The 22778-nt window shown below is 40.2% G+C and carries 26 protein-coding genes; 25 read left to right on the forward strand and 1 reads right to left on the reverse strand.

What is annotated here, in order from left to right; translation table 11 throughout:
- Positions 1–153: 153 nt before the first annotated feature.
- From ACQKL0_RS08050 to ACQKL0_RS08145, 20 genes are all read left to right on the forward strand, one after another.
- Positions 154–978, forward strand: a complete 825-nt coding sequence (locus ACQKL0_RS08050) for a heptaprenyl diphosphate synthase component 1 (protein ID WP_407406973.1) — start codon at positions 154–156, stop codon at positions 976–978.
- 3 nt (positions 979–981) lie between these two features.
- Positions 982–1698, forward strand: a complete 717-nt coding sequence (locus tag ACQKL0_RS08055; RefSeq protein WP_402869172.1) for a demethylmenaquinone methyltransferase — start codon at positions 982–984, stop codon at positions 1696–1698.
- A gap of 28 nt (positions 1699–1726) precedes the next feature.
- Positions 1727–2689 carry a heptaprenyl diphosphate synthase component II gene (gene hepT / locus ACQKL0_RS08060; protein WP_402956690.1) on the forward strand — a complete coding sequence of 321 codons (963 nt, stop codon included), beginning with the start codon at positions 1727–1729 and terminating at the stop codon, positions 2687–2689.
- Positions 2690–2785: 96 nt separating this feature from the next.
- Entirely contained in the window at positions 2786–3232 is a 447-nt protein-coding gene (ndk, locus tag ACQKL0_RS08065; protein WP_402869169.1) for a nucleoside-diphosphate kinase, read from the forward strand.
- A 183-nt stretch (positions 3233–3415) separates the two neighbouring features.
- On the forward strand, positions 3416–4189 hold the full coding sequence (locus ACQKL0_RS08070; RefSeq protein ID WP_407406976.1) for a CheR family methyltransferase: 774 nt from the start codon (positions 3416–3418) through the stop codon (positions 4187–4189).
- Between the two features lie 287 nt (positions 4190–4476).
- The gene (aroC, locus tag ACQKL0_RS08075; protein ID WP_427686910.1) at positions 4477–5649 is read left to right on the forward strand and encodes a chorismate synthase; all 1173 of its coding nucleotides are present in this window, start codon (positions 4477–4479) and stop codon (positions 5647–5649) included.
- A 2-nt stretch (positions 5650–5651) separates the two neighbouring features.
- Entirely contained in the window at positions 5652–6731 is a 1080-nt protein-coding gene (gene aroB, locus ACQKL0_RS08080) for a 3-dehydroquinate synthase (RefSeq protein WP_402956694.1), read from the forward strand.
- Positions 6732–6753: 22 nt separating this feature from the next.
- Positions 6754–7146 carry a chorismate mutase gene (gene aroH / locus ACQKL0_RS08085; RefSeq protein WP_402869162.1) on the forward strand — a complete coding sequence of 131 codons (393 nt, stop codon included), beginning with the start codon at positions 6754–6756 and terminating at the stop codon, positions 7144–7146.
- Positions 7147–7195: 49 nt separating this feature from the next.
- Positions 7196–8308: a histidinol-phosphate transaminase gene (gene hisC / locus ACQKL0_RS08090; protein ID WP_427686912.1), complete on the forward strand. Its 1113-nt coding sequence runs from the start codon at positions 7196–7198 to the stop codon at positions 8306–8308.
- Positions 8309–8350: 42 nt separating this feature from the next.
- Complete coding sequence (locus tag ACQKL0_RS08095; RefSeq protein WP_427686914.1) at positions 8351–9454, forward strand: prephenate dehydrogenase; 1104 nt, start codon at positions 8351–8353, stop codon at positions 9452–9454.
- Between the two features lie 27 nt (positions 9455–9481).
- On the forward strand, positions 9482–10768 hold the full coding sequence (gene aroA / locus ACQKL0_RS08100) for a 3-phosphoshikimate 1-carboxyvinyltransferase (RefSeq protein ID WP_427686916.1): 1287 nt from the start codon (positions 9482–9484) through the stop codon (positions 10766–10768).
- A 372-nt stretch (positions 10769–11140) separates the two neighbouring features.
- A complete protein-coding gene (locus ACQKL0_RS08105; protein ID WP_402956702.1) occupies positions 11141–12409 on the forward strand; it encodes a tetratricopeptide repeat protein in 1269 nt (422 codons plus the stop codon).
- Between the two features lie 29 nt (positions 12410–12438).
- Positions 12439–12990 carry a ReoY family proteolytic degradation factor gene (locus tag ACQKL0_RS08110; RefSeq protein WP_402869153.1) on the forward strand — a complete coding sequence of 184 codons (552 nt, stop codon included), beginning with the start codon at positions 12439–12441 and terminating at the stop codon, positions 12988–12990.
- 169 nt (positions 12991–13159) lie between these two features.
- Positions 13160–13612, forward strand: coding sequence for a YpiF family protein (locus tag ACQKL0_RS08115; RefSeq protein WP_402869151.1), 453 nt, complete (start codon positions 13160–13162; stop codon positions 13610–13612).
- 169 nt (positions 13613–13781) lie between these two features.
- Positions 13782–14288 carry a ubiquinol-cytochrome c reductase iron-sulfur subunit gene (locus ACQKL0_RS08120; protein WP_402869149.1) on the forward strand — a complete coding sequence of 169 codons (507 nt, stop codon included), beginning with the start codon at positions 13782–13784 and terminating at the stop codon, positions 14286–14288.
- Between the two features lie 3 nt (positions 14289–14291).
- Positions 14292–14966: a menaquinol-cytochrome c reductase cytochrome b subunit gene (qcrB, locus tag ACQKL0_RS08125; RefSeq protein WP_034307974.1), complete on the forward strand. Its 675-nt coding sequence runs from the start codon at positions 14292–14294 to the stop codon at positions 14964–14966.
- 54 nt (positions 14967–15020) lie between these two features.
- Positions 15021–15788: a menaquinol-cytochrome c reductase cytochrome b/c subunit gene (locus ACQKL0_RS08130; protein ID WP_402869148.1), complete on the forward strand. Its 768-nt coding sequence runs from the start codon at positions 15021–15023 to the stop codon at positions 15786–15788.
- A 154-nt stretch (positions 15789–15942) separates the two neighbouring features.
- On the forward strand, positions 15943–16539 hold the full coding sequence (locus tag ACQKL0_RS08135) for a DUF1405 domain-containing protein (protein ID WP_427686918.1): 597 nt from the start codon (positions 15943–15945) through the stop codon (positions 16537–16539).
- Between the two features lie 114 nt (positions 16540–16653).
- Positions 16654–17439: a sporulation protein YpjB gene (ypjB, locus tag ACQKL0_RS08140; protein WP_427686920.1), complete on the forward strand. Its 786-nt coding sequence runs from the start codon at positions 16654–16656 to the stop codon at positions 17437–17439.
- An 86-nt stretch (positions 17440–17525) separates the two neighbouring features.
- Positions 17526–18200 (forward strand): zinc metallopeptidase, encoded by a 675-nt coding sequence (locus ACQKL0_RS08145; RefSeq protein WP_407407128.1) that lies wholly within the window; start codon positions 17526–17528, stop codon positions 18198–18200.
- Between the two features lie 93 nt (positions 18201–18293).
- Here the strand turns inward: ACQKL0_RS08145 and ACQKL0_RS08150 are convergent, their stop codons facing one another.
- Positions 18294–19166: a YitT family protein gene (locus tag ACQKL0_RS08150; protein WP_427686922.1), complete on the reverse strand. Its 873-nt coding sequence runs from the start codon at positions 19164–19166 to the stop codon at positions 18294–18296.
- Positions 19167–19336: 170 nt separating this feature from the next.
- On the opposite strand from ACQKL0_RS08150, the gene ACQKL0_RS08155 reads away from it, so the two are divergent.
- The 5 genes from ACQKL0_RS08155 to bshA are packed head-to-tail and all read left to right on the forward strand — an operon-like array spanning position 19337 to position 22768.
- Positions 19337–19690 (forward strand): nucleotide pyrophosphohydrolase, encoded by a 354-nt coding sequence (locus ACQKL0_RS08155; protein ID WP_402956708.1) that lies wholly within the window; start codon positions 19337–19339, stop codon positions 19688–19690.
- Positions 19683–20483 (forward strand): 4-hydroxy-tetrahydrodipicolinate reductase, encoded by an 801-nt coding sequence (gene dapB / locus ACQKL0_RS08160; protein WP_427686924.1) that lies wholly within the window; start codon positions 19683–19685, stop codon positions 20481–20483. Before ACQKL0_RS08155 ends, dapB begins: the two co-directional genes overlap by 8 nt.
- 18 nt (positions 20484–20501) lie before the next feature.
- Positions 20502–20927 (forward strand): methylglyoxal synthase, encoded by a 426-nt coding sequence (locus ACQKL0_RS08165; RefSeq protein ID WP_402869137.1) that lies wholly within the window; start codon positions 20502–20504, stop codon positions 20925–20927.
- Complete coding sequence (gene bshB1 / locus ACQKL0_RS08170; protein ID WP_402869135.1) at positions 20911–21624, forward strand: bacillithiol biosynthesis deacetylase BshB1; 714 nt, start codon at positions 20911–20913, stop codon at positions 21622–21624. The genes ACQKL0_RS08165 and bshB1 overlap by 17 nt, the downstream gene beginning before the upstream one ends.
- 4 nt (positions 21625–21628) lie before the next feature.
- Positions 21629–22768: an N-acetyl-alpha-D-glucosaminyl L-malate synthase BshA gene (gene bshA / locus ACQKL0_RS08175; protein WP_402956712.1), complete on the forward strand. Its 1140-nt coding sequence runs from the start codon at positions 21629–21631 to the stop codon at positions 22766–22768.
- The last annotated feature ends 10 nt before the right edge of the window (positions 22769–22778 follow it).

A 22778-nucleotide genomic window follows, 5' to 3' on the forward strand; every position in this document is an offset into this window, starting at 1 on the left:
AGATGGGCTCCTTCCCATTCAGGGATGTATCATTTTATAAACGTTGTTCATTTCAACTGATTGTTTTTATGGTATAATAATGTGTATTTTACACAGAAAAGAAACGAATATGTATGAAAAAATTATCTTTCGGGGATGCAAAGGTGATCTCAATTGTTAAACATAACGAATGACTTAAGACAATTAAAACAAACGATAGAAAAAAAGGCTCAACATCCTTATTTACTTAAATATATCCAAAAGCCATTAGTTGATGAAAATAAACTAACATTGCTTTGGGGCTTGTTTAATGATCTGGACGTTTTAAACGAAGAACGGGATCAATACATTGAATCAACCATGCTCGTTCAAATTGCTCTTGATACCCATGAAATCGTCTCTAATTCATTCGATGGGCCGGAAACGCCTCAGGTTTTGAAAAATCGGCAATTACAAGTCCTTGCAGGTGATTACTATAGCGGCCTGTATTATCAGGGGCTCGCGAGTATCGGAAACATTGAGATGATCCGCGTACTTTCAAGTGCGATAAAGAAAATCAACGATAATAAAATTATTCTTTATCAAAAATGCATAAGCGATCTTCCTACACTTCTAAAAACGTTAAAGGCAATCGAATCCTCACTTGTTTATAAAATGGCCGAATATTATAAACGACCTGATTGGATGGAGATTTCGGAAGACCTGCTTCTTTTAAATCGACTGCAGACTGAAAAGACAAACTATTTGCTTACTGGCCAATCGATTGTCTTTGATAACATGAGAAATATCATCGATGAAGGTAAGCGTAATGACGTCCATTCATCAGAAAAAGAAGAACGAGTAAAGATTGAAATAGATAGATGTCTAAGAGATGTAAGTAAAGCTGTAGAACTTTCCTCTCGGAATGTAACAAAAAAAAATGAAGAAATCTTACAAAGAGTGAGCGAGATACTTAAGCAAACAAAGAATCAAGCGAATTCATGTGTGAAAGAAGGTTGAGCCATGGAACAGTCTAAAGAGCAAAAAGTTCATCATGTTTTTGAAAAGATATACGGAAATTATGACAAGATGAATTCCCTCATCAGCTTTAAGCAGCATCTAAAATGGCGAAAGGCGACCATGGATATCATGAAAGTCCCAAAGGGCGCCCATGCACTCGATGTATGCTGTGGAACGGCGGATTGGACCATTGCGCTCGCTAATGAAGTCGGACCGGAAGGAAAAGTAATAGGGTTGGATTTCAGTAAGAACATGCTGAAAATTGGCGAACAAAAAGTGAAAGATCTTAAATTGGATCATGTTTCTCTTATGCATGGTAATGCAATGGAACTCCCTTTTGATGATAATAGCTTTGATTACGTAACGATTGGCTTTGGCCTTCGGAATGTGCCAGATTACATGCAAGTCCTTAAAGAATTAAACCGAGTGGTAAAGCCTGGGGGAATGGTCGTTTGTCTCGATACCTCGCAGCCAACGATGCTAGGTTTTAAACAGGGCTATTACTTTTATTTTCGTTTTATCATGCCGGTTTTCGGCAAGTTGTTCGCTAAAAGCTATAACGAATATTCTTGGCTTCAGGAATCTGCACGCGATTTCCCGGGTATGAAAAAACTTGAAAGTATGTTTAAGCAGGCAGGCATGGAAAAAGTGAGTTATAAAGCGCATTTTGGTGGCGTTGCTGCAACACATTTCGGATATAAGCCTTTAAATAAAGCATAAAAGCAATGGACAAAGCTGGGTGGAATTTATGAAATATAGAATGATGTATTCCTTCTTGAATACAGATTTGCAATTAATTGAAAAAGAATTAGAAGCGGCAATTATAGCGGATTCCACGGTTTTGCGGGAAGCTTCACTACATTTACTGCAATCAGGTGGAAAACGTATTCGCCCGGTATTCGTCCTTTTAGGGGCGAAGTTTGGCGATTATGATATCCATGTAGTCAAGCATGTTGCAGCGACATTGGAACTGATACACACGGCTTCACTCGTACATGATGATGTTGTAGATGATGCGGATTTACGCAGAGGGTCTGCCACTATTAAATCGAAATGGGACAATCGTGTTGCCATGTATACCGGCGACTTCATTTTTGCAAGAGCACTGGAAATGATGGCAGTGATTGAGACCCCGCTTGCACATAAGATTCTCGCGGATACCATGGTCGAATTGTGCCTCGGGGAAATAGAGCAAATTAAGGATAAATACAATTTCAATCAAAACTGGCGAATTTATCTTCGAAGGATAAAGAGAAAAACAGCGTTACTCATAGCTTCAAGCTGCCAGCTCGGGGCGATTGCTGCCGGTGTTGATGAAAAAATCCATCAAAAGTTATTTAGATTTGGTTATTATGTTGGCATGTCTTATCAAATAACAGATGATATCCTGGACTTCACTGCATCTGAAGAAGAATTGGGTAAGCCGGCAGGCAGTGATTTGATACAGGGAAACATCACCTTACCCGTTTTGATTGCAATGGAAGACCCAATGCTTAAAAAGCTAATCGAAACGGTTAGGGAAGATATGTCCAAAGAAGATTTATCGAAAATCATTACAGCTATCAAGTCTTCAGGTGCCATTGAACAAGCGGCTAAGATAAGTGACCTTTATTTAGAAAAGGCTTTCTCGGAATTGAAAGGACTTCCCGCCATAAAGGCGAGGAAGACATTATCTGACATAGCAAAAAACATCGGAAAAAGGAAGTTTTAAAGCTTGCAGTTGCGAAACTGGACAAACCATGGTAGTATTCTAAAAGGATTGCCTTATAAAGGCAAATAACTATGATACATATTAGGAGTGACAATTATGGAAAAAACATTTTTAATGGTAAAGCCTGACGGCGTTCAACGTAATTTAATCGGTGAAATCGTTTCTCGTTTCGAAAAGAAAGGCTTCCTATTAGCTGGAGCAAAATTAATGGTTATCTCTCAGGAATTAGCTGAGCAACATTACGGAGAGCATAAAGAACGTCCTTTCTTCGGCGAATTAGTGGACTTCATCACTTCAGGCCCTGTTTTCGCAATGGTTTGGGAAGGTGAAAACGTAATTGCAACTGCTCGTCAAATGATGGGTGCTACTAATCCTAAAGATGCTGCAGCAGCTACAATTCGTGGCGACTTCGCAGTTACTGTAGGCAAAAACATCATTCACGGATCAGACTCAGCTGAAAGCGCTGCACGTGAAATTGGTTTATTCTTCAAAGAAGAAGAACTAGTTGAGTATTCAAAAATCGCTAACGAATGGGTTTACTAATTAGGTAGGTAAGAATATAAAAGCGGGTTTTGTCGAATGATTCGACAGAACCCGCTTTTTTTGTATCTTTGCAGTTATTGAAATTAAAGGCGTAAAGCGGCATTATTATTTAAAGAATCCCAAGCCCACTCCGATATAAAGAGAAGAACGACATAAATCAATAAGTTCGGGGGAGTCACAGCAATGCCTCAAGAATATGAAGAGTTTATTCGCAATATTAAAGTGTTGACAGGCATTGATTTGTCATTGTACAAGGAAGGGCAAATGAAACGTCGTCTCACCTCTCTGTATGAGAAAAGAGGGTATCGATCATTCCGGGAATATTTTAAAGACATTCAGTCCAATTCTAAAGTATTAAATGAGTTTTTAGACAGAATGACGATTAATGTTTCGGAATTTTATCGGAATGCGAAGAGATGGGAAGTTTTAGAGAAAAAAGTCCTGCCTTCCCTCTTAGCCAGCAAAAAAAAATTAAAAATATGGAGTGCTGCCTGTTCAACCGGTGAAGAGCCATATACAATTGCGATGATTTTATCGAAGCTTGTTCCATTAAGCCAAATTGAAATATTGGCAACGGATTTAGATGAAAACGTAATTGCCCGGGCCAAAATGGGGGTGTATCCTGAGCGTTCTTTGAATGAAGTGCCAGATGATATAAAGAACAAGCACTTTAAAAAAGAAGATGATTTTTATCGTGTTGAAGATGAAATTAAGCGAACAGTCACCTTTAAGAAACATAATCTACTTGCAGATCGATTTGAACAGGGTTTTGACTTAGTCGTCTGTCGAAATGTCTTGATTTATTTTACTGAAGACGCAAAGTGTCTTTTATATGATAAATTCAGTGCATCTTTGAAAAGTGGTGGTGTCTTTTTTGTGGGGAGTACAGAACAGATTTTTAATCCGGGAAAATATGAATTTGAAACCATAGACACATTCTTTTATAAGAAAAAGTAAATAGATTTACGGTATAGAGGGCTGAATGGAACATTCAGTTCTCTTTTCTATATACGTTATTGGACTAAAGGGCCATTTTTGGTAAGCTGAGAGAGAAGATGGGGGTGAAATGTTAGCTTGGGAAAGATTAAACTATATCGAAATTGTTTGAGAACATGTAAAATAATAAAAGAAAAGTGTTGAAATATAAAGAAATATTGATTTTGCTTTAACTGTATTCCCACTTTTCATAAAATTGTGTTATATTGATACATAAATCCTTTAAAGTGCTAAAAGGGGGCAGGAAAATGAGATATTTAACAGCGGGAGAATCACATGGTCCGCAGCTAACTACTATTATTGAAGGTTTACCAGCGGGTATGCCAATTACAAATGAGGATATTAACAAAGATTTGGGTCGCCGGCAAAAAGGGCATGGCCGAGGAAGAAGAATGCAGATTGAAAAGGATCAAGCCTTCATATCTTCTGGAATCAGACATGGTTACACGTTGGGATCACCGATCGCATTGGTAGTCGAGAATGACGATTGGAAGCATTGGACCAAGATCATGGGAAGTGAAGGTCTATCAGAGGAAGAAGCTGAAGAGATCAAACGCAAAATTACGCGTCCACGTCCAGGTCATGCAGACTTGAATGGTGGCATTAAATACGGTCATCGTGATTTACGGAACGTTTTGGAGCGCTCATCGGCCCGCGAAACGACCGTGCGTGTGGCAGCAGGTGCAGTAGCTAAAAAATTACTGGCTTTGTTAGGAATTGAAGTGGCATCACATGTACTTGAAATCGGTGGTATAAAGGCTGATCCTCCTCAATATGAGTCGATTCAGCAGTTACAGCATGTGACGGAAGAATCTTCAGTCAGATGTTTTGATAAGAATGTCGAGCAACAAATGAAGGATGCCATTGATGATGCTAAACAAAAGGGAGATTCAATCGGCGGCGTTGTGGAAGTCATTGTTGAAGGAATGCCAGTGGGCGTTGGAAGCTATGTTCATTATGACCGCAAACTCGATGCTAAGCTTGCAGCGGCAATTATGAGCATTAACGCTTTTAAAGGTGTCGAGATAGGTATAGGATTCGAAGCGGCTCATCGATTCGGTAGTGATGTTCATGATGAGATAGCTTGGGACAAGGATAAGGGCTACTATCGGAAAACGAATCACCTGGGTGGTTTTGAAGGCGGGATGACGACTGGTATGCCGATTGTTGTACGTGGTGTCATGAAGCCAATTCCGACATTATATAAACCGTTGAAAAGCGTTGATATCGATACTAAGGAAGTATTTGAAGCAAGTGTGGAGCGCTCTGATAGCTGTGCTGTGCCAGCTGCAGCCGTGGTTGCCGAGGCAGTAGTGGCCTGGGAACTTGCGACGGCAATCGTGGAACAATTTCCTTCAGACCGCTTTGATCGATTGGAAGAATACATAAATTCTTATCGGGAAGAAGTAAAGGAGTTTTAACGATGGAATCCATACAAATTAAAACGGCTTCCAAGCAATACCCGGTTGTAATAGGGAAGAATGCGATTCATGAATTATCCGATTTCATTTCCAATGAATATAGTCATGTAAGCAAGATTTTAATCATTACGGATGAAAAAGTAGCAGAATTGCATTTACAGACAGTCAAAAGCGCTTTAATTAAGACGGGAAAACCGGTGTTGCACCATGTTGTTCCGGAAGGGGAGCATGCTAAGACATTTGACGTATTTTATGAGTGCCAAAGCTACGCCTTATCCCAACGACTTAATCGGAAGTCAATGATTATTGCTCTTGGCGGTGGTGCAGTCGGCGACCTAGCTGGATTTGTTGCGGCCACTTTTATGAGGGGAATCCCGTTTATCCAGATCCCGACGACTTTACTTGCGCATGATAGTGCTGTTGGTGGCAAGGTTGCCATCAACCATCCACTAGGAAAAAATATGGTTGGTGCCTTTCACCAGCCTGAAGCGGTCTTTTATGACCTTGAATTTTTACATACGCTTCCATTACAAGAGTTACGTTCGGGTTTTGCCGAAGTAATTAAGCATTCCTTGATTGCTGATGAAGACTTTTACCGATGGTTAAGGTTGAATATTGTGGATCTCACCAATGTAACGGATGAGCAATTTCTAATCATGATTACAAAAGGGATAAGCATAAAAGCATCCATCGTAGAAAAGGACGAAAAAGAAACGGGTATCCGTGCCTATTTAAATTTTGGTCATACACTTGGTCATGCTATTGAAGGCTCTATGGGATATGGTAACTTTACTCATGGCGAATCCATTTTAATAGGAATGGTCTACGCCCTGAAATTAAGTCAGAAGAAACAGGATCTGGATTTTAACCTTAACGAGTTCATACAATGGGTTTCCTCTTTAGGTTATCAAACAACTATACCTCAGCAGCTTGAAAAAGAAGTATTGCTCCATTTGATGAAAACTGATAAAAAGTCCGTCCATGGCGGTGCTACATTTGTCTTGCTAAAACAATTGGGTTCTCCTGTGTTAATGGATATGGAAGATTCGCTACTGTTAGAAGAAATGACTGATTTAATGTGATTGAAGAATGGGGGAATCGTGTGTGATTAGAGGAATAAGGGGCGCAACAACCGTAGAAAATGACACAGAATCAGAAGTGATTTCTGCTGTTGAACTACTGTTGGAAGAAATTATTCGAAAAAACGATATTGAACCTGAAATGGTTGCCTCCGTATTTTTTTCTGCAACGGATGATATACGCTCCGTCTTCCCTGCCAAAGCCCTCAGGAAATTTGAAGGGTGGACATATGTACCGGTCACTTGTATGCAAGAAATTCCTGTGATAAATTCTTTGCCTTCCTGTATAAGAGTGATGCTTCATGTAGAGACGACGAAATCGCAGAGAGATATTGAGCATGTATATCAAGCGGGTGCCACTGTTTTGAGGCCGGATTTAACTAAAAAATTAGAATTCAAGAAAAAAGATATGGTATAATATTTGTACACTTTGTTGCTTTAAAGTAGTAAAAATAGGGGTGAATGATATGAAATGGAATGAAGCGGTCCTTTCCTTGAAATCTTATCAACCGGGAAAATCAACCGATGAAGTGAAGAAAATGTATGGTCTTGAAAAAATAGTGAAACTTGCTTCAAATGAAAATCCGTTTGGGTGTTCCGAAAAAGTTAAAGATAGCATAAAAAATGCAAGCCATTCTTTCGCTATTTACCCTGACGGATATGCAACCTCGCTTAGAGAGGCCGTTGCTATACATACAGGTGTTAAAGAGACACAACTTATTTTTGGGAATGGATCAGATGAGAATATTCAAATAATATCAAGGAGTTTGCTTGGAGCGGGAAAAAATACCGTTATGGCTACGGGGACTTTTTCACAGTATCGACATAATGCCACCCTTGAAGGGGCGGAAATTAGAGAAGTGCCGCACATTGACGGAGGTCATGACCTAGAAGGTATGCTTAATGCTATTGATGAAAACACATCTGTTATTTGGATCTGTACACCTAATAATCCGACAGGAAAATACATTCCCGAACCTGATTTAATTGCATTCCTTGAAAAAGTTCCGGAAGATGTACTTGTTGTTTTAGATGAAGCCTATAGTGAATATGCAGTGGCTGAGGATTATCCGAGAACCAATCAATGGATCAATAAATATAAGAATCTGATTATACTTCGAACATTTTCAAAAATATACGGTCTTGCCAGCTTTAGAGTTGGATACGGATTGGCTGATGAAGACATTATCCAGAAGCTTGATCCATCGCGTGAACCATTCAATGTGAATACATTCGGACAAAAGATTGCCGTCGTGGCATTAGAGGACCAGGCCTTCATAGAAAAATGTAGGACGGAAAACCAAAAAGGTCTACAACAGTATTATGAGTTTTGTGAATCGGAAAATCTCTCATATTATCCATCTCAGGGTAATTTTATTTTCATTCATTTCAATCATGACGCTGATGCAGTATTTCAGTTTTTATTGGAGCGGGGATATATCGCAAGATCAGGTAAGTCATTCGGTTTCCCAAATAGCGTCCGTGTGACGATTGGGTCGACGGAGGAAAATGAAGGAATGATCCGTGCTATTAAATCATTCTTGACTGAAGTAAGTTTGCCTTCTAATTCAATACATTAATTTCATCTAGGTTAGAGGACTAAAGGAGCGGGGGAGAGAAGAGTGAAAGGAAAGGTTTTCGTAATTGGCCTCGGACTAATTGGTGGATCGTTGGCCATGGCTATCCGCCATGCTCATCCTGACGCTGTAATTGTTGGTTATGATTTAAACGAAAAGAATTTACAACTAGCCACCTTATTAGGAATCATTGATGATTCCGTATCTTCTCTTGAAGCTGGCGCCTGTGATGCCGATTTAATCTTAATGGCGGTCCCCGTCAATGAAACGGTCCGGACTTTAGCGGAATTAGCTCATCTGGACTTAAAAAGGGATGTCATCATATCGGATGCTGCAAGTACGAAAACAACCGTTGTGAATGCGGCCAGCAGCTTGATCAATAGAGGTTACACCTTCATAGGGGGCCATCCAATGGCTGGTTCCCACAAGAGTGGAGCGGGGGCAGCCAAATTGCACTTATTTGAGCACGCGTTCTATTTACTTACTCCAGAGGAACATGTCGAGGAAGAAAGAATAGAGCAGTTAAAACAATGGTTAAGTGGCACAAGAGCTAATTTTTTGGTAGTCTCACCTGATACCCACGATAGAATTACAGGAGTGATCAGTCATTTTCCACATATCATCGCCTCAGGCCTTGTCAAACAGGCGGAAGCATACAGTCAGGAGAATGAGCTGATTTCAAGGCTTGCTGCAGGAGGCTTTCGTGAGATTACTAGAATAGCTTCCAGTAATCCCGAAATGTGGCGTGATATTTTATTACATAACCGTGAAGTGCTATTAGTGTTGATGAATGATTGGTTAAGGGAAATGGAATATATCAAAGAACTTGTAGCCAATGAAGATAGCGAAGAAATTTTTCGTTTCTTTACTGATGCCAAGGTATATAGGGATGACTTACCGAGCAATATGAAAGGTGCCATTCCGGCGTTTTATGATTTATATGTTGATATACCAGATTACTCAGGGGTCATTTCAGAGATTACTGGTTATTTGGCACAGGAAGGAATCAGTATAACGAATATACGAATCATCGAAACAAGGGAAGAAATATATGGCGTACTAGTAATCAGCTTCCAGACAGAGGAAGACCGTATTAAAGCTGCTGATTGTGTGGCGAGGCATACTGATTATGAAACGATTCTGGCATAAAATAATACATGGATGAAGGATGGTTGTATGAAGACAAAAAGGTTGCCAACGAACATTCAATCTTTGCGTGGAACGATCGCTGTACCGGGGGATAAGTCTATCTCCCATCGATCTATTATGTTTGGAGCGCTAGCTGAAGGGGTTACGGAGGTTACTAATTTTTTACCTGGTGCGGATTGCTTAAGTACAATCTCCTGTTTCAAGCAGCTTGGCGTGAGCATAGAACAAGAGGGTCAGCTAGTCCGTATAGAGGGGAAAGGATTCAATGGGTTGACTGAGCCTCGTGAAGTCCTGGATGTCGGAAATTCTGGAACTACGATTCGATTGATGCTAGGTATCTTGGCTGGACAAGACTTTTCTGCAGTCCTCGCTGGTGATTCCTCCATTGCTAAACGGCCGATGACAAGAGTGGTGAATCCCCTCCGTGAGATGGGAGCGCTCATAGACGGACGTAAAGACGGCGAATACACGCCCCTTTCCATAAGGGGAGGGCAATTACAAGGGGTTCGCTATCAATTGCCTGTAGCTAGTGCCCAGGTCAAATCTGCTATTATCCTTGCGGGGCTACAAGCTGAAGGAGAAACGATCATCGTGGAGCCGGAAGCGACACGAGACCATACTGAACGTATGATCCAACAATTTGGTGGAAAAATTGAAAAAGACGGTCAAACGATTAAAGTAAGTGGCAATCAGTTGTTCAAAGGAACTACTATACATGTGCCTGGCGATATTTCTTCGGCTGCATTCTTTATGGTAGCTGCAGCGATTACAAAAAATAGTGAAGTTGTTTTGAAAAACGTAGGCCTTAATCCCACAAGAACAGGCATTATTGAAGTGATGAAGGCAATGGGAGCAGATATAACGGTCGATTTACATTCTGGAAAAGGTGAACCCGCAGGAGACGTTACTGTACGGAGTTCCCAATTAAAAGGGACGACGATCAGTGGTGATTTGATTCCTCGTTTAATTGACGAGATTCCGGTCATTGCTCTCCTAGCCACTCAAGCGGAAGGTATTACCACAATCAAGGATGCTAGTGAGTTAAAGGTAAAAGAGACGAACCGGATAGACACGGTGGCCAATGAGCTTAAAATCCTGGGAGCGGATATAACGCCGACTGCAGATGGATTGATTATTAGTGGGCGTAAATCCCTTCAGGGAGGGACGGTCACGAGCCATGGAGATCACCGCATTGGAATGATGCTTGCGATAGCGGCATTAATTACTAATGGGGATGTTCAACTGGAAGACCCAGGAGCCATTGATGTTTCGTATCCGGAATTTTTTGACCATTTAACATACTTGATTAAGTGAATTGAAAAAAGTTTGCAGATATTTTGGTGCTGCAAACTTTTTTTATTTTTTTGTTTTTTGCTCCTATCCCTTTGTAAGCGTTGTCAAAATAACGTTTTATGAAATATAACGGTGGGGACTGATGATAAAGGTCCGATTAATCAAAAAGGAGATTCTCCTTTCCATGGAGAATTAGATAGTAACCTTTTTTTATGAAGAATGGGGGGAACTACATCAATGGAATTACCGGGCTGCAGTATGGTAAACTAAATATTACTGTTTTTACTAAACATCTTCACGATTCGTTTCATCCTTTTTATGATAGGAAAGTTGACGTTTTGCGTGATGTTGTTTGTCTAGAGACTAAGTTTATGCAAAAGGAAGGAAGCAGCTATGAATATAGTAGAACAAGTTATTCAGTATTTAAAAAAAGGGGAATTAACAGAAGCTCTTAAACATATAAATCGAATTAAATCATCAGAGTCGGCAGAGGACATCTTATTGTTGGCTGAGGAAATGTTCCAACTTGGGTTTGTCGAGGAAGCTAAGGATCTTTTTGAGCATCTACTGGCACTGTATCCAGACGAGGGCGAGTTGATTGTTTCTTTAGCAGAAATCCTTATCGATATGGATCAAGAAGATGAAGCCATGCTGATGCTTGAAAAAGTCAGCCCGGAAGATGAGGTCTATCCAAGTGCCCTATTACTAGAAGCAGACCTTTATCAATTACAGGGGATGAGCGAGGTCAGTGAAAGGAAATTGTTGCAGGCTAAGGAATTATTGCCGGATGAGATCATCATTGATTTTGCACTAGCTGAACTATTTTATCATCAAGGAAGAGACCAGGATGCCATTGCAAATTACATAAAGGTATTAGAACGGGAACATGAAATTGCAGGGGTGAACGTCAATCAGCGTCTTGCGGAAGCGTTGAGTAGTTCGGGGAAATTCGAGGAGGCCCTTCCTTACTTCGAGAAGGCCTTAGATGGTAGCGTCGAAATCAATACGCTATTTGAATACGCCTTTACTGCCTTCCAAGCTGGTCTATATGAAACTGCCGTGCGCAAGTTTATCGAACTGAAGGAAATAGACCATGAGTACCATTCCCTCTACTTATACTTAGCAAAAAGCTATGAACATCTAGAGGATCTTGATAAGGCTTTGAATACGGTTAAGGAAGGCATCAAGGCAGATGAGTTCAATAAGGAACTATATTTCTTCGGTGGTAAAATCGCCTTGAAAAGCGGTTTGGAGGATGAAGCGGAAAACCTATTCAAAGAGGCTTTGGCAATCGATCCCGGCTACTTAGAAGCTGCCCTTACCCTACTGAAGCTCTATATGCATAATGAAAGGTATGAAGATATTTTAGAATGCATTGGTGAGGTAAGGAGATATGGCGAGGATGATCCACAGTTTGAATGGATAGCTGCTGTCTGTTATCAAAAAACAGAGCAATATAAAGAGTCATTAACCAGCTATGGTAAAGCATATAATTCTTTCAGAGACAATCCGGATTTTCTGGAGGATTACGGTTTCTTTTTAATTGAAGAAGGAGACAGCGCTACTGCTAGAGAAGTATTTAACAAGCTGCTCGTAATAAATCCGGCAAATGATGAATATGCGATGATTTTGGAACGTTTAGGTGAAAGTTCAGGGCTATAAAAAAAATAGTAAGACAGAGGAGGGAATTCATGGTGGCTACCCCTGTTTCTGTAAATGAGAAAAAGGATTTTATTCGGTGGTTTTTAAATCATTATCAACTTAAAAGAAGAGAATGTGTTTGGATTTTAAATTATCTAATGAGTCACGACCAATTAATGAAAAAGGTCCATTTTGTAGAGAATGCACAATATTGTCCCCGTGGTCTTATCATGTCTACCCATTGTGTGGAGGAAGTGCCTTTCAGATTTTATAAATCCAATATCATGACAACCGATGCAGAGAAATCTTTTCATGATATTCGATTGAATCGGGATGAGGATATCTATATCCAGCTAAATTTTAAATCAGCTTATTCGTCTTATCAATACGCCGCAGTATTGGAAAATAACCCGTTCATGCCAAAATCAACAGCCGCTAATGAAAAAGATCAGCTACTTGCTGAGCAGTTTTTAGAGAAGAGTATGCTTCATTTCGAGAGAGACCGAATACTCAAGGCAATCGATGAAGCGTTGGATAAACATGATGAACAAGCTTTTAAGGATTTAACGGAACAACTCAATCAACTAAAAGTACTGGGATAAATTGCAAAGACCTTTCCTGAAGCAGGAAAGGTTTTTTATTTTTATTTTTTTAAAAAATATGGTTAAAAACTACATTTTTATGAATACTAGGGGTATATGGTAAAGATATTACGATAAATGGTACAATGAAAAGGAGTTGATTCGATAAAGTGGGAGTGGAGTAAAGAATATGAAGTGGTCAGCAAAAGAATTGGATATGTATATCCATGCAAAAGAGTTTGTGGATACGGCACTAATACCATTGGTTCCCCTCTCTTTTGGAGAACAAATGAAACAGTCCGGTTCGAATAACGAATTCATTACTATTTTGAGTATGGAAATCGAAAAGCAAATGAAGGGCAGAATGCTTTTAATGCCAACATTTCACTACCTAAGTGATGAGGAGGACAAGCTTTCCATTCTAAAGCGTTGGTCTGAAAAACTGGAAGCAAACAACTTTAAGCATGTATTTTTCCTTACATCGGATATCGAGTGGAAAAAGAATGAATTGGAATTGGAGCATCATTTGGTTTGGATTCCTGCCATCCCGCTTGAAAATTTAGAAAATGCCCAAGCTAGGGCTATGATTAGCCAACAAGTCAATCAAATTCTAGACATATTTACTCATTACTGGAAAAGCTAATAAAATAAGGGTTTTTTTCATTTTTTGACACATAGTTGCCACCTTTTGGGTTTTACAAATATTGACCTTGGGAAATTATTGATATATCATGGAAATGTCCTAGTTTTATAGTGTTGCTATTTAGTGGTCCAATGGGCTCTCAATATAGTAATAGAGGGGGGGAAAACGCATGAGCAAACATAATGTTTCACGACGTCAATTCCTTAATTACACACTTACTGGCGTTGGTGGATTTATGGCGGCCGGTATGTTGATGCCTATGGTTAGGTTTGCAATTGATCCAGTACTATCAGCTGATAAAGGCGGGGATTACATTGCAACTAAGCAGAAGGTAAGCGAACTGACTACAGAACCAGTCCGAGTTGATTTTAGCTTTAAGCAGGTCGACGGGTGGTATGAGTCTGAAGAAACAAACACAGCTTGGGTTTATAAAACGGATGATGGGAAGTTAGTTGCACTATCTCCAATTTGTAAGCATTTAGGTTGTACGGTAGCGTGGAATACGGATAAATCTAATCCAAACCAGTTCTTCTGTCCTTGTCATTATGGCAGGTACACGAAAGATGGCATGAACGTGAAAGGGACACCACCGATTTCACCTTTGGATGTCTTTGACACGAAAGAAAAAGACGGAATTCTTTATTTAGGTCAACTAAAACCGCACGGGGAGGCGTAAACATTGCTAACAAAGTTATATGACTGGGTGGACGAGCGTTTAGACATTACGCCGTTATGGCGGGATATTGCTGACCATGAGGTTCCGGAACATGTTAACCCTGCGCATCATTTTTCTGCATTCGTATATTGTTTTGGTGGGTTAACTTTCTTTATCACGGTCATTCAAATTTTGTCAGGTATGTTCTTGACGATGTATTATGTACCCGATATCAAGAATGCTTGGGAATCGGTTTATTATTTACAAAACGAAGTGGCCTTCGGTCAAATTGTCCGTGGCATGCATCACTGGGGAGCAAGTCTAGTTATCGTTATGATGTTCTTACATACTCTTCGTGTCTTCTTCCAGGGAGCTTACAAAAAACCGCGCGAATTGAACTGGATGGTTGGCGTATTAATCTTCTTTATTATGCTGGCATTGGGTTTAACCGGATACTTATTACCATGGGATATGAAAGCGCTATTTGCAACAAAAGTTACACTGACCATTGTCGAATCGGTACCTTTAATGGGACCGGCACTTAAGACATTGATAGCAGGAGACCCAACAATCGTTGGTGCACAGACATTGACTCGATTCTTCGCGATTCATGTATTCTTCCTTCCTGCAGCATTATTTGCATTATTGGCGGCTCATTTCTTAATGATTCGTAAGCAAGGTATTTCAGGTCCACTATAAAAGAATATGGAACAAGAATCATAAAAACCTTTTCATAAAGGAGGGGATCATTCAATGCATCGTGGGAAAGGTATGAAATTCGTAGGCGACTCGCGTATTTCTGCGAACCGTAAACCGAATATTCCGAAAGATTATTCTGAATATCCTGGGAAAACTGAAGCATTTTGGCCGAATTTCCTTTTAAAGGAATGGATGGTCGGAGCAGTATTTTTAGTTGGCTATTTATGCTTGACAGTTGCACATCCGTCCCCATTGGAAAGGATAGCCGATCCGACAGATACAGCGTACATTCCGCTGCCTGACTGGTATTTTCTATTCCTTTACCAATTACTTAAGTATACCTATGCTTCAGGTCCGTACAATGCAATTGGAGCCATGGTTATACCAGGTTTAGCTTTTGGAGCATTGCTTCTGGCACCGTTTTTAGATCGCGGTCCTGAGCGTAGTCCAGCTAAACGCCCATTTGCTGTAGGGTTTATGTTATTAGCTATTGCTGGAGTGTTTTATTTAACATGGGAATCGGCGGCCCATCACGATTGGGAAGCTTCTAAAAAGCAAGGGGCCATCGTAGAAGGTGCTGACATCGATAAAGATAGCGATGGTTATAAGCTTATGGATTCAAGCGGATGTATAAGCTGTCATGGAGCAGAATTGACAGGTGGGGCAGGAGCACCTAGCTTGATTGACACCGGTTTAACTCCAGAAGAAGTTTCTAAAATTGCTGTCAAAGGTCAAGGGGCGATGCCAGCTGGTATGTTCAAAGGTTCTGATGAAGAATTGAAGACATTAGCTGAATTCGTTTCTGGTTTATCAGCAAAATAAATGAATTCAGGTAGCATTATTTCGCTACTGTTGAATAAAATGGCTGACAACTCCGTTGTCAGTCATTTTTATTGAATGGCAATTTAAAAGAAAAACTTGGATTTGGAGGATAGAATCTGTAATATGATATATAGAGAATGCGAGGGAAAAGTGGATGAATGTGATTTATAGTTGGTTTGCGCATCGGCAAGTACTTGTTTTATTGTTAATAGTGAATGTATTCGGAACGGCATATGGATATTATTGGTATGGTTATCAATTAGCTGAAACACCTGCTATCTTTTTACCATTTGTACCTGATAGCCCAACGGCTTCTTTGTTTTTTTCACTTGTATTAGTAGGATTTCTACTCAAGAAAAACTTTGGTTTCATGGAAGCCTTGGCAATCATGACTTTATTCAAATATGGTATTTGGGCCGTTGTGATGAACGTACTTACTTTATTGACGACCGGCACATTGCCAATAGAAGGCTATATGTTAATGGCATCCCATTTAGGGATGGCAATTCAGGGGATATTATACGCACCATTTTACAGAATAAAACCTTGGCATTTAATTTTGGCCGGAATCTGGACCATACATAATGATATAATCGATTACGTTTTTAAGATGATGCCCAGTTATCGTGATTTATTTGAGTATATGGATATGATCGGTTATTTCACGTTTTGGCTCAGTATATTGTCCATTTTCGTTGCTTGGTATTTCGGATACAGAAAAGGGAGATTTACGCTTTCTTTCATAAAGTAAAAATGACCTTGTTCATAATTAAATGGGCAAGGTTATTTTTTTATCATGAACATGGTCTACTCATGTTTTTTTGCTCATATCGTTTTAGTAGAGATATGAGGAGGGACGAGTATCATGTTGAAAAAATTCATCTTAACCACTGCCCTTTTATTTTCCGTCTTGAATTTCCCTGTTTATGCACAATCCTCTTCAAATTTGGAGAAGTTGGACAACATTTCGGATAAAGCTCTCGAAATGGCCAAGTTGAAGCGATATGATGATTCAGAAAAGATGCTGACATTTTTTTCTGATCAGTTTATAAAAAAGACTGCAATAGAGCAAATTCTTGATATGGACGAACTTCGAATCATTACCGTTGCTCATAATGAAGCACTGATGACGATAAAGGATAGTAGTAAGGGAGATTCTGAAAAGATTAATTCCGTCACTAAGTTTAGACTTGTTATGGATGCAGTTAAGTCTACGCATCAACCCCTCTGGACTGAAATGGAAGATCAAATGATGAATTCTTTTAGACAAACCAAAGACGCGGCAACCAAACAAGATGCCATCACTTTTAATGATCAATTGAACTTATTCCTCTCGCAATATGAAATGATTTATCCCAGTTTAAAAGTGGACCTTTCCAGGGAAACCATTCAACAGTTGGATACCCGAATTCAGTATATGGATCAATATCGTCCTGAAGTGATTAGGAAAGGTGGAAATCAAAAAGAAATGGAAGACCTGCAGGAAGAATTGACGGCTGTCTTTGAGGAAATGGGAGAAGACGATTCAGACCCCTCTTTATGGTGGGTGATCATTTCAACGGGCAGTATAATAATTATGACGCTATCCTATGTAGGTTGGAGAAAATATAAGGGAGATCGTGAAAAGCCAACCAAGGAACGTAATGATTGAAAGGCGTTACCCTGAAGAACACTATATTTGACATGACCGTCCCGTATCCATAGAATAAAAGTAATTATAGTTCTTAGGAGGAAACCATGTATTTCATTTATTTGGCGATTATCATCTTAATCCCGATTTATGCACAAATGAAAGTGAAGAGTACATATAAAAAGTACTCTCAGGTGCCTGCTTCGTCAGGTATGAATGGTGCAGAGACTGCCAGGGCCATTCTCGACCAAAATGGTCTCTACAATGTAAGAGTAGAGGAAACACCTGGTATGTTATCCGATCATTATGATCCAAGAGATAAGACAGTTCGCTTATCCACAGATAATTATCATGGCCATTCAGTTGCTGGTGTAGCTGTTGCAGCCCATGAAGTTGGACATGCGATACAAGATAAGGAAGCTTATGCATTCTTGCGGATTCGCCATGCGTTAGTCCCAGTTGCAAACTTTGGTTCCAATATATCCTGGATTTTGATTTTGGTCGGGATGTTAGCAAACATACGTGGCTTATTATTAGCGGGTATCGTATTCATGGCTGCAGCTGTTTTATTTCAGGTAGTCACTCTGCCAGTTGAGTTTAATGCTTCCTCACGGGCAATGGATCAACTTGTTTCCGTTGGAGTCATCCGAAATGATGAAGAGAGAGAAACGAGAAAAGTGTTAAGTGCTGCCGCGATGACCTATGTAGCTGCTGCTCTTGTAGCTGTACTCGAATTAGTTCGCCTTCTGCTTATGTACACAGGTATGAGGGAAGAAGATTAAGAAAAGGCATGATTTCATTTTGAAATCATGCCTTTTTCAATCTCTACATTCACGTACGAACTACAGGGATATTTCAAGGATCATCCGAAAGCGTTATCGTATTATTGGATTTTTGTTTTCATCTAACGTAAAACCTTCTCCTAGAACGTCATGTACTTCACTGACAGACACAAAAGCATGGGGGTCGACTGACGTTATAGCACTTTTTAATCGGACAAGTTCATTTTTGGCAACGACACAATATAGAATTTCACGATTGTTTTTTGTGAATGAACCATAGCCTTTCAAGACGGTTACCCCCCGATCCATGTCATGCATGATCCTTTGTGCAATCTCTTCATTTTTCTCACTGATAATCATGGCTCCTCTTGCAGCGTAGGCACCTTCTTGCATAAAGTCGATGACGCGCGCCCCTATGAATACGGCTACGAGGGTATACATCGCTTCTCGATAATCCAAATAAGTTAAAATGGAAAGACCGATGACGACCGCATCGAATATAAACATGGTACGCCCCATCCCCATCCCTAAATAACGATGAGCAAATTGGGCAATAATATCAACTCCGCCCGTCGTTCCACCATACCGGAATATGATGCCCAGGCCAACACCGACAAAGACCCCTGCAAACAAGGCAACCAGCATTAAATCTTGGCCAAGATTTATTTCAAACTGATACCTTTCAAAAATCCAAAGCCAAGCCGATAAACCGACAGTGCCAACGATTGTATAAAAAAAAGAAGTTCGGCCCAAGTATTTCCAACCAACGAAGAAAAGGGGAATATTTAATATCAAATTGGAATATGACGGATTTAAACCAATGAGTTGATATATAATCAAGGTAAGGCCAGTGAACCCGCCTTCTGCCAAGTTATTTTGCATATTGAAATGGACAAGGCCGAATGCAAAAATTCCAGCTCCAATTAGGATGAACAGGATGTTTTTCACTTTTAAACCGTTTAGCATGTCTAGAGACCCCCAAAACGTATGTATTCAAGTAATTTACTTATTATAACCAATTAACCATTTGTGAGCAATTAATTACGGTGGGCGTATCGGTTGTCATCTCTTGCACTTTTAGCTAACATGGAGTAGAAATAAATATTTGTAATCGAATATCAAGAATGGGTGACAAAATGGAACAGAAAACGATTCAACAAATGCAAGCTGAGGTCGATCAATACATAGGACAATTTAAAGAAGGATATTTTAGCCCATTGGCCATGCTTGCACGCATGTCAGAGGAGCTCGGGGAACTTGCAAGAGAAGTCAATCATTACTATGGCGAAAAACCTAAAAAATTGACTGAAAAAGAAAATACAGTTGAAGAGGAATTGGGGGATATGTTGTTCGTGATGATCTGTTTTGCTAATTCCCTTGGCATTGATCTACAAAAATCGCATGATATGGTCATGCATAAATTTACAACCCGGGATAAAGACAGATGGACAAAAAAAGATGAGAACGTAGGGGGAATGAAGGATGAGTGAAGTGAGAGTGATTGTTGCGGGGCCGCGTGGCAGAATGGGAAATGAAGCGGTGAAATTGGTACATCGCACAGATGGATTTCAATTAGCCGCTGTTATAGATCGTAAGTTTAATGGAGAGAACTTATCTACTATCGAGGGGTTCAATGGCATTGAGGCACCAGTGTATTCAGATATTAATGAATGCTTTTCCAAGGCGGAAGCAGATGTATTGATTGATTTAACAACACCGGAAGTTGGGATGTACCATACAGAAACAGCCTTGAACCATGGTATTCGCCCTGTTGTAGGTACGACAGGTTTTTCTAAATCGGATTTAGAGAAACTGGATTCTTTGACTAAGGAAAAAGGCATTGGTTGTATCATCGCACCCAATTTTGCGATTGGCGCAATCTTGATGATGAAGTTTTCACAAATGGCAGCCAAATACTTTCCGGATGTTGAAATTATTGAAATGCATCATGATCAAAAATTGGATGCACCTTCCGGAACTGCCTCAAAAACGGCAGATATGATAGCGGCAGTCCGCGAAACAAAAGAACAAGGGCATCCAAACGAGAAAGAGACGATTCAAGGGGCTCGAGGAGCCAAGATCGATGGCATGCATATCCACAGTGTACGCCTTCCAGGACTTGTTGCCCATCAACAGGTACTATTCGGGAGCGATGGGGAACTCTTGACGGTACGCCATGATTCATTTAACCGTGCATCATTCATGACAGGAGTAAAGCTTGCTGTGGAAACAGTCATGAAACTCGATGTACTTGTTTATGGCTTGGAAAATATTATCGAGTAGGGATTAAGGAGGCGTATGATGAAGATTGCTTTAATTGCTCATGATAAGAAAAAGGAAGATATCATTCAATTCGTAATGGCCTATAAAGATGTGTTTCAACAACATGAACTATTTGCGACTGGTACAACGGGGCAAAGGATTATAGATGAAGTATCTTTGCCAATCCATCGTTTCCATTCTGGACCACTTGGAGGAGACCAAGAAATCGGGGCGATGATAGCTAGAGGGGAAATGGATATGGTGCTATTCTTTCGTGATCCTTTAACTTCCCAACCCCATGAACCGGATGTATCAGCACTTATCCGCCTATCTGATGTCTATGAAATCCCGCTGGCAACGAATATGGGAACAGCGGAGGTCCTTATTCAAGGACTTAAACATGGATATATGGACTGGCTCAAACTTAGAGAAAAACAAGGTGAGATAAATGACAAACAAAAATAATATAGATATCCTGGCATTCGGGGCCCACGCAGACGATGTAGAAATCGGGATGGGGGGCACGATAGCTAAATATGCACAGCAAGGTAAAAAAATTGTTATTTGTGATTTGACCAAGGCTGAAATGTCATCCAATGGGACTGTCCCATTAAGGATTAAGGAAGCATCAAAGGCGGCGGAAATCCTCGGGGTCGATAGAATCTCCCTAGACCTTCCTGACCGTGGGCTTTATATGAAAGAAGAATACATACAGAAAGTAATAGCGGTCATCCGTCAGTATAAGCCCAAACTTGTCTTTGCACCTTTTCTAGAAGATCGCCATCCTGACCATGGAAACTGTGCAAAGTTAGTTGAAGAAGCAGTTTTTTCTGCTGGTGTGAGAAAATATATGGAGAATGCTGGATTGGAAGCCCACCGTGTCAAAAATATGTATTATTACATGATAAATGGTTTTCATAAGCCTGATTTTGTCATTGACATTTCCTCTACGATATCAAAGAAACTTGACAGTCTTAGAGCTTACGAAAGTCAGTTTGAACAGAAGGATACCACAGTGGATACTCCGCTTGTTAACGGTTATATCGAAACAGTCGAAGCACGTGAGCGGATGTTCGGTAAAGAAGTCGGTGTCGATTATGCGGAAGGGTTCATGTCAAAAAAACCATTTTTGGTCGAAAACGATTTGTTAGGGGAAAATTAATCATATGAAATTAAAAATCGGAATTACCTGCTACCCGACTGTAGGTGGGTCAGGTGTCGTGGCTACCGAGTTGGGCAAAATGTTTGCGGAAAAGGGGCATGAGATTCATTTTATTTCTTCAAGTCTCCCGTTTCGGTTAAATAAGATGTACCATAATATTTATTATCATCAAGTGGAAGTGAATTCGTATTCCGTTTTTCAATATCCTCCTTATGATTTGGCACTTGCAAGCAAGATAGCCGAGGTTGTTAAACGGGAAGAACTTGATATTTTACATGTTCATTATGCGATACCTCACGCGGTTTGTGCAATTCTGGCTAAGCAGATGTCAGGTAATAAAGTGAAAATTGTCACAACGCTTCATGGAACGGACATCACGGTATTGGGTCATGACCCATCATTATCTAATTTAATCAAATTCGGTATAGAAAATTCGGATGTCGTCACAGGCGTCTCTCATTCACTCGTCAAGCAAACACATGAGTTGATTGCTCCGGATAAGGAAATTCAAACCATTTATAACTTTATTGATGAACGCGATTATCATAAAACCGACTCAGGATATTTACGGGACGAATACGGATTTGAGAAGAATGAAAAAGTCATCATCCACGTTTCTAATTTCCGGACAGTTAAACGAGTACAAGATGTGGTCCGTGCCTTCTATTTAACGCAAAAAAAGGTGCCAGCCAAGCTTTTACTTGTCGGGGATGGACCTGAAGTGACTACTGTATTGAAGTTGGCGGAAGATCTGGGCATCAGCGATAAGGTTCTATTCTTGGGCAAGCAGGATAACCTGGCAGAATTATATTCAATCAGTGATTTAATTTTATTGTTGTCCCAAAAAGAAAGCTTTGGGCTTGTACTGTTAGAAGCGATGGCCTGTGGAGTTCCTTGCATCGGAACGAATGTCGGCGGGATACCTGAAGTCATTGTTGACGGAGAAACGGGTTACATATGTGAATTAGGAGACGTCGAAATGATCTCTCAAAAAGCGATCAAACTATTAAGTGATCCCACCTTACATGAACAGTTCTCAAAAGCTGCTTTGGATCGTGCCAATACTGAGTTCCACTCAGATACGATCATGAAAGAATATGAAGAAATCTATATGCAGGTGCTTGGGACCAATTCATTGGAGTAGTGAGGAGGAG

This window comes from Peribacillus sp. NPDC097264, from assembly GCF_050277925.1.
Lineage (GTDB): Bacteria > Bacillota > Bacilli > Bacillales > DSM-1321 > Peribacillus.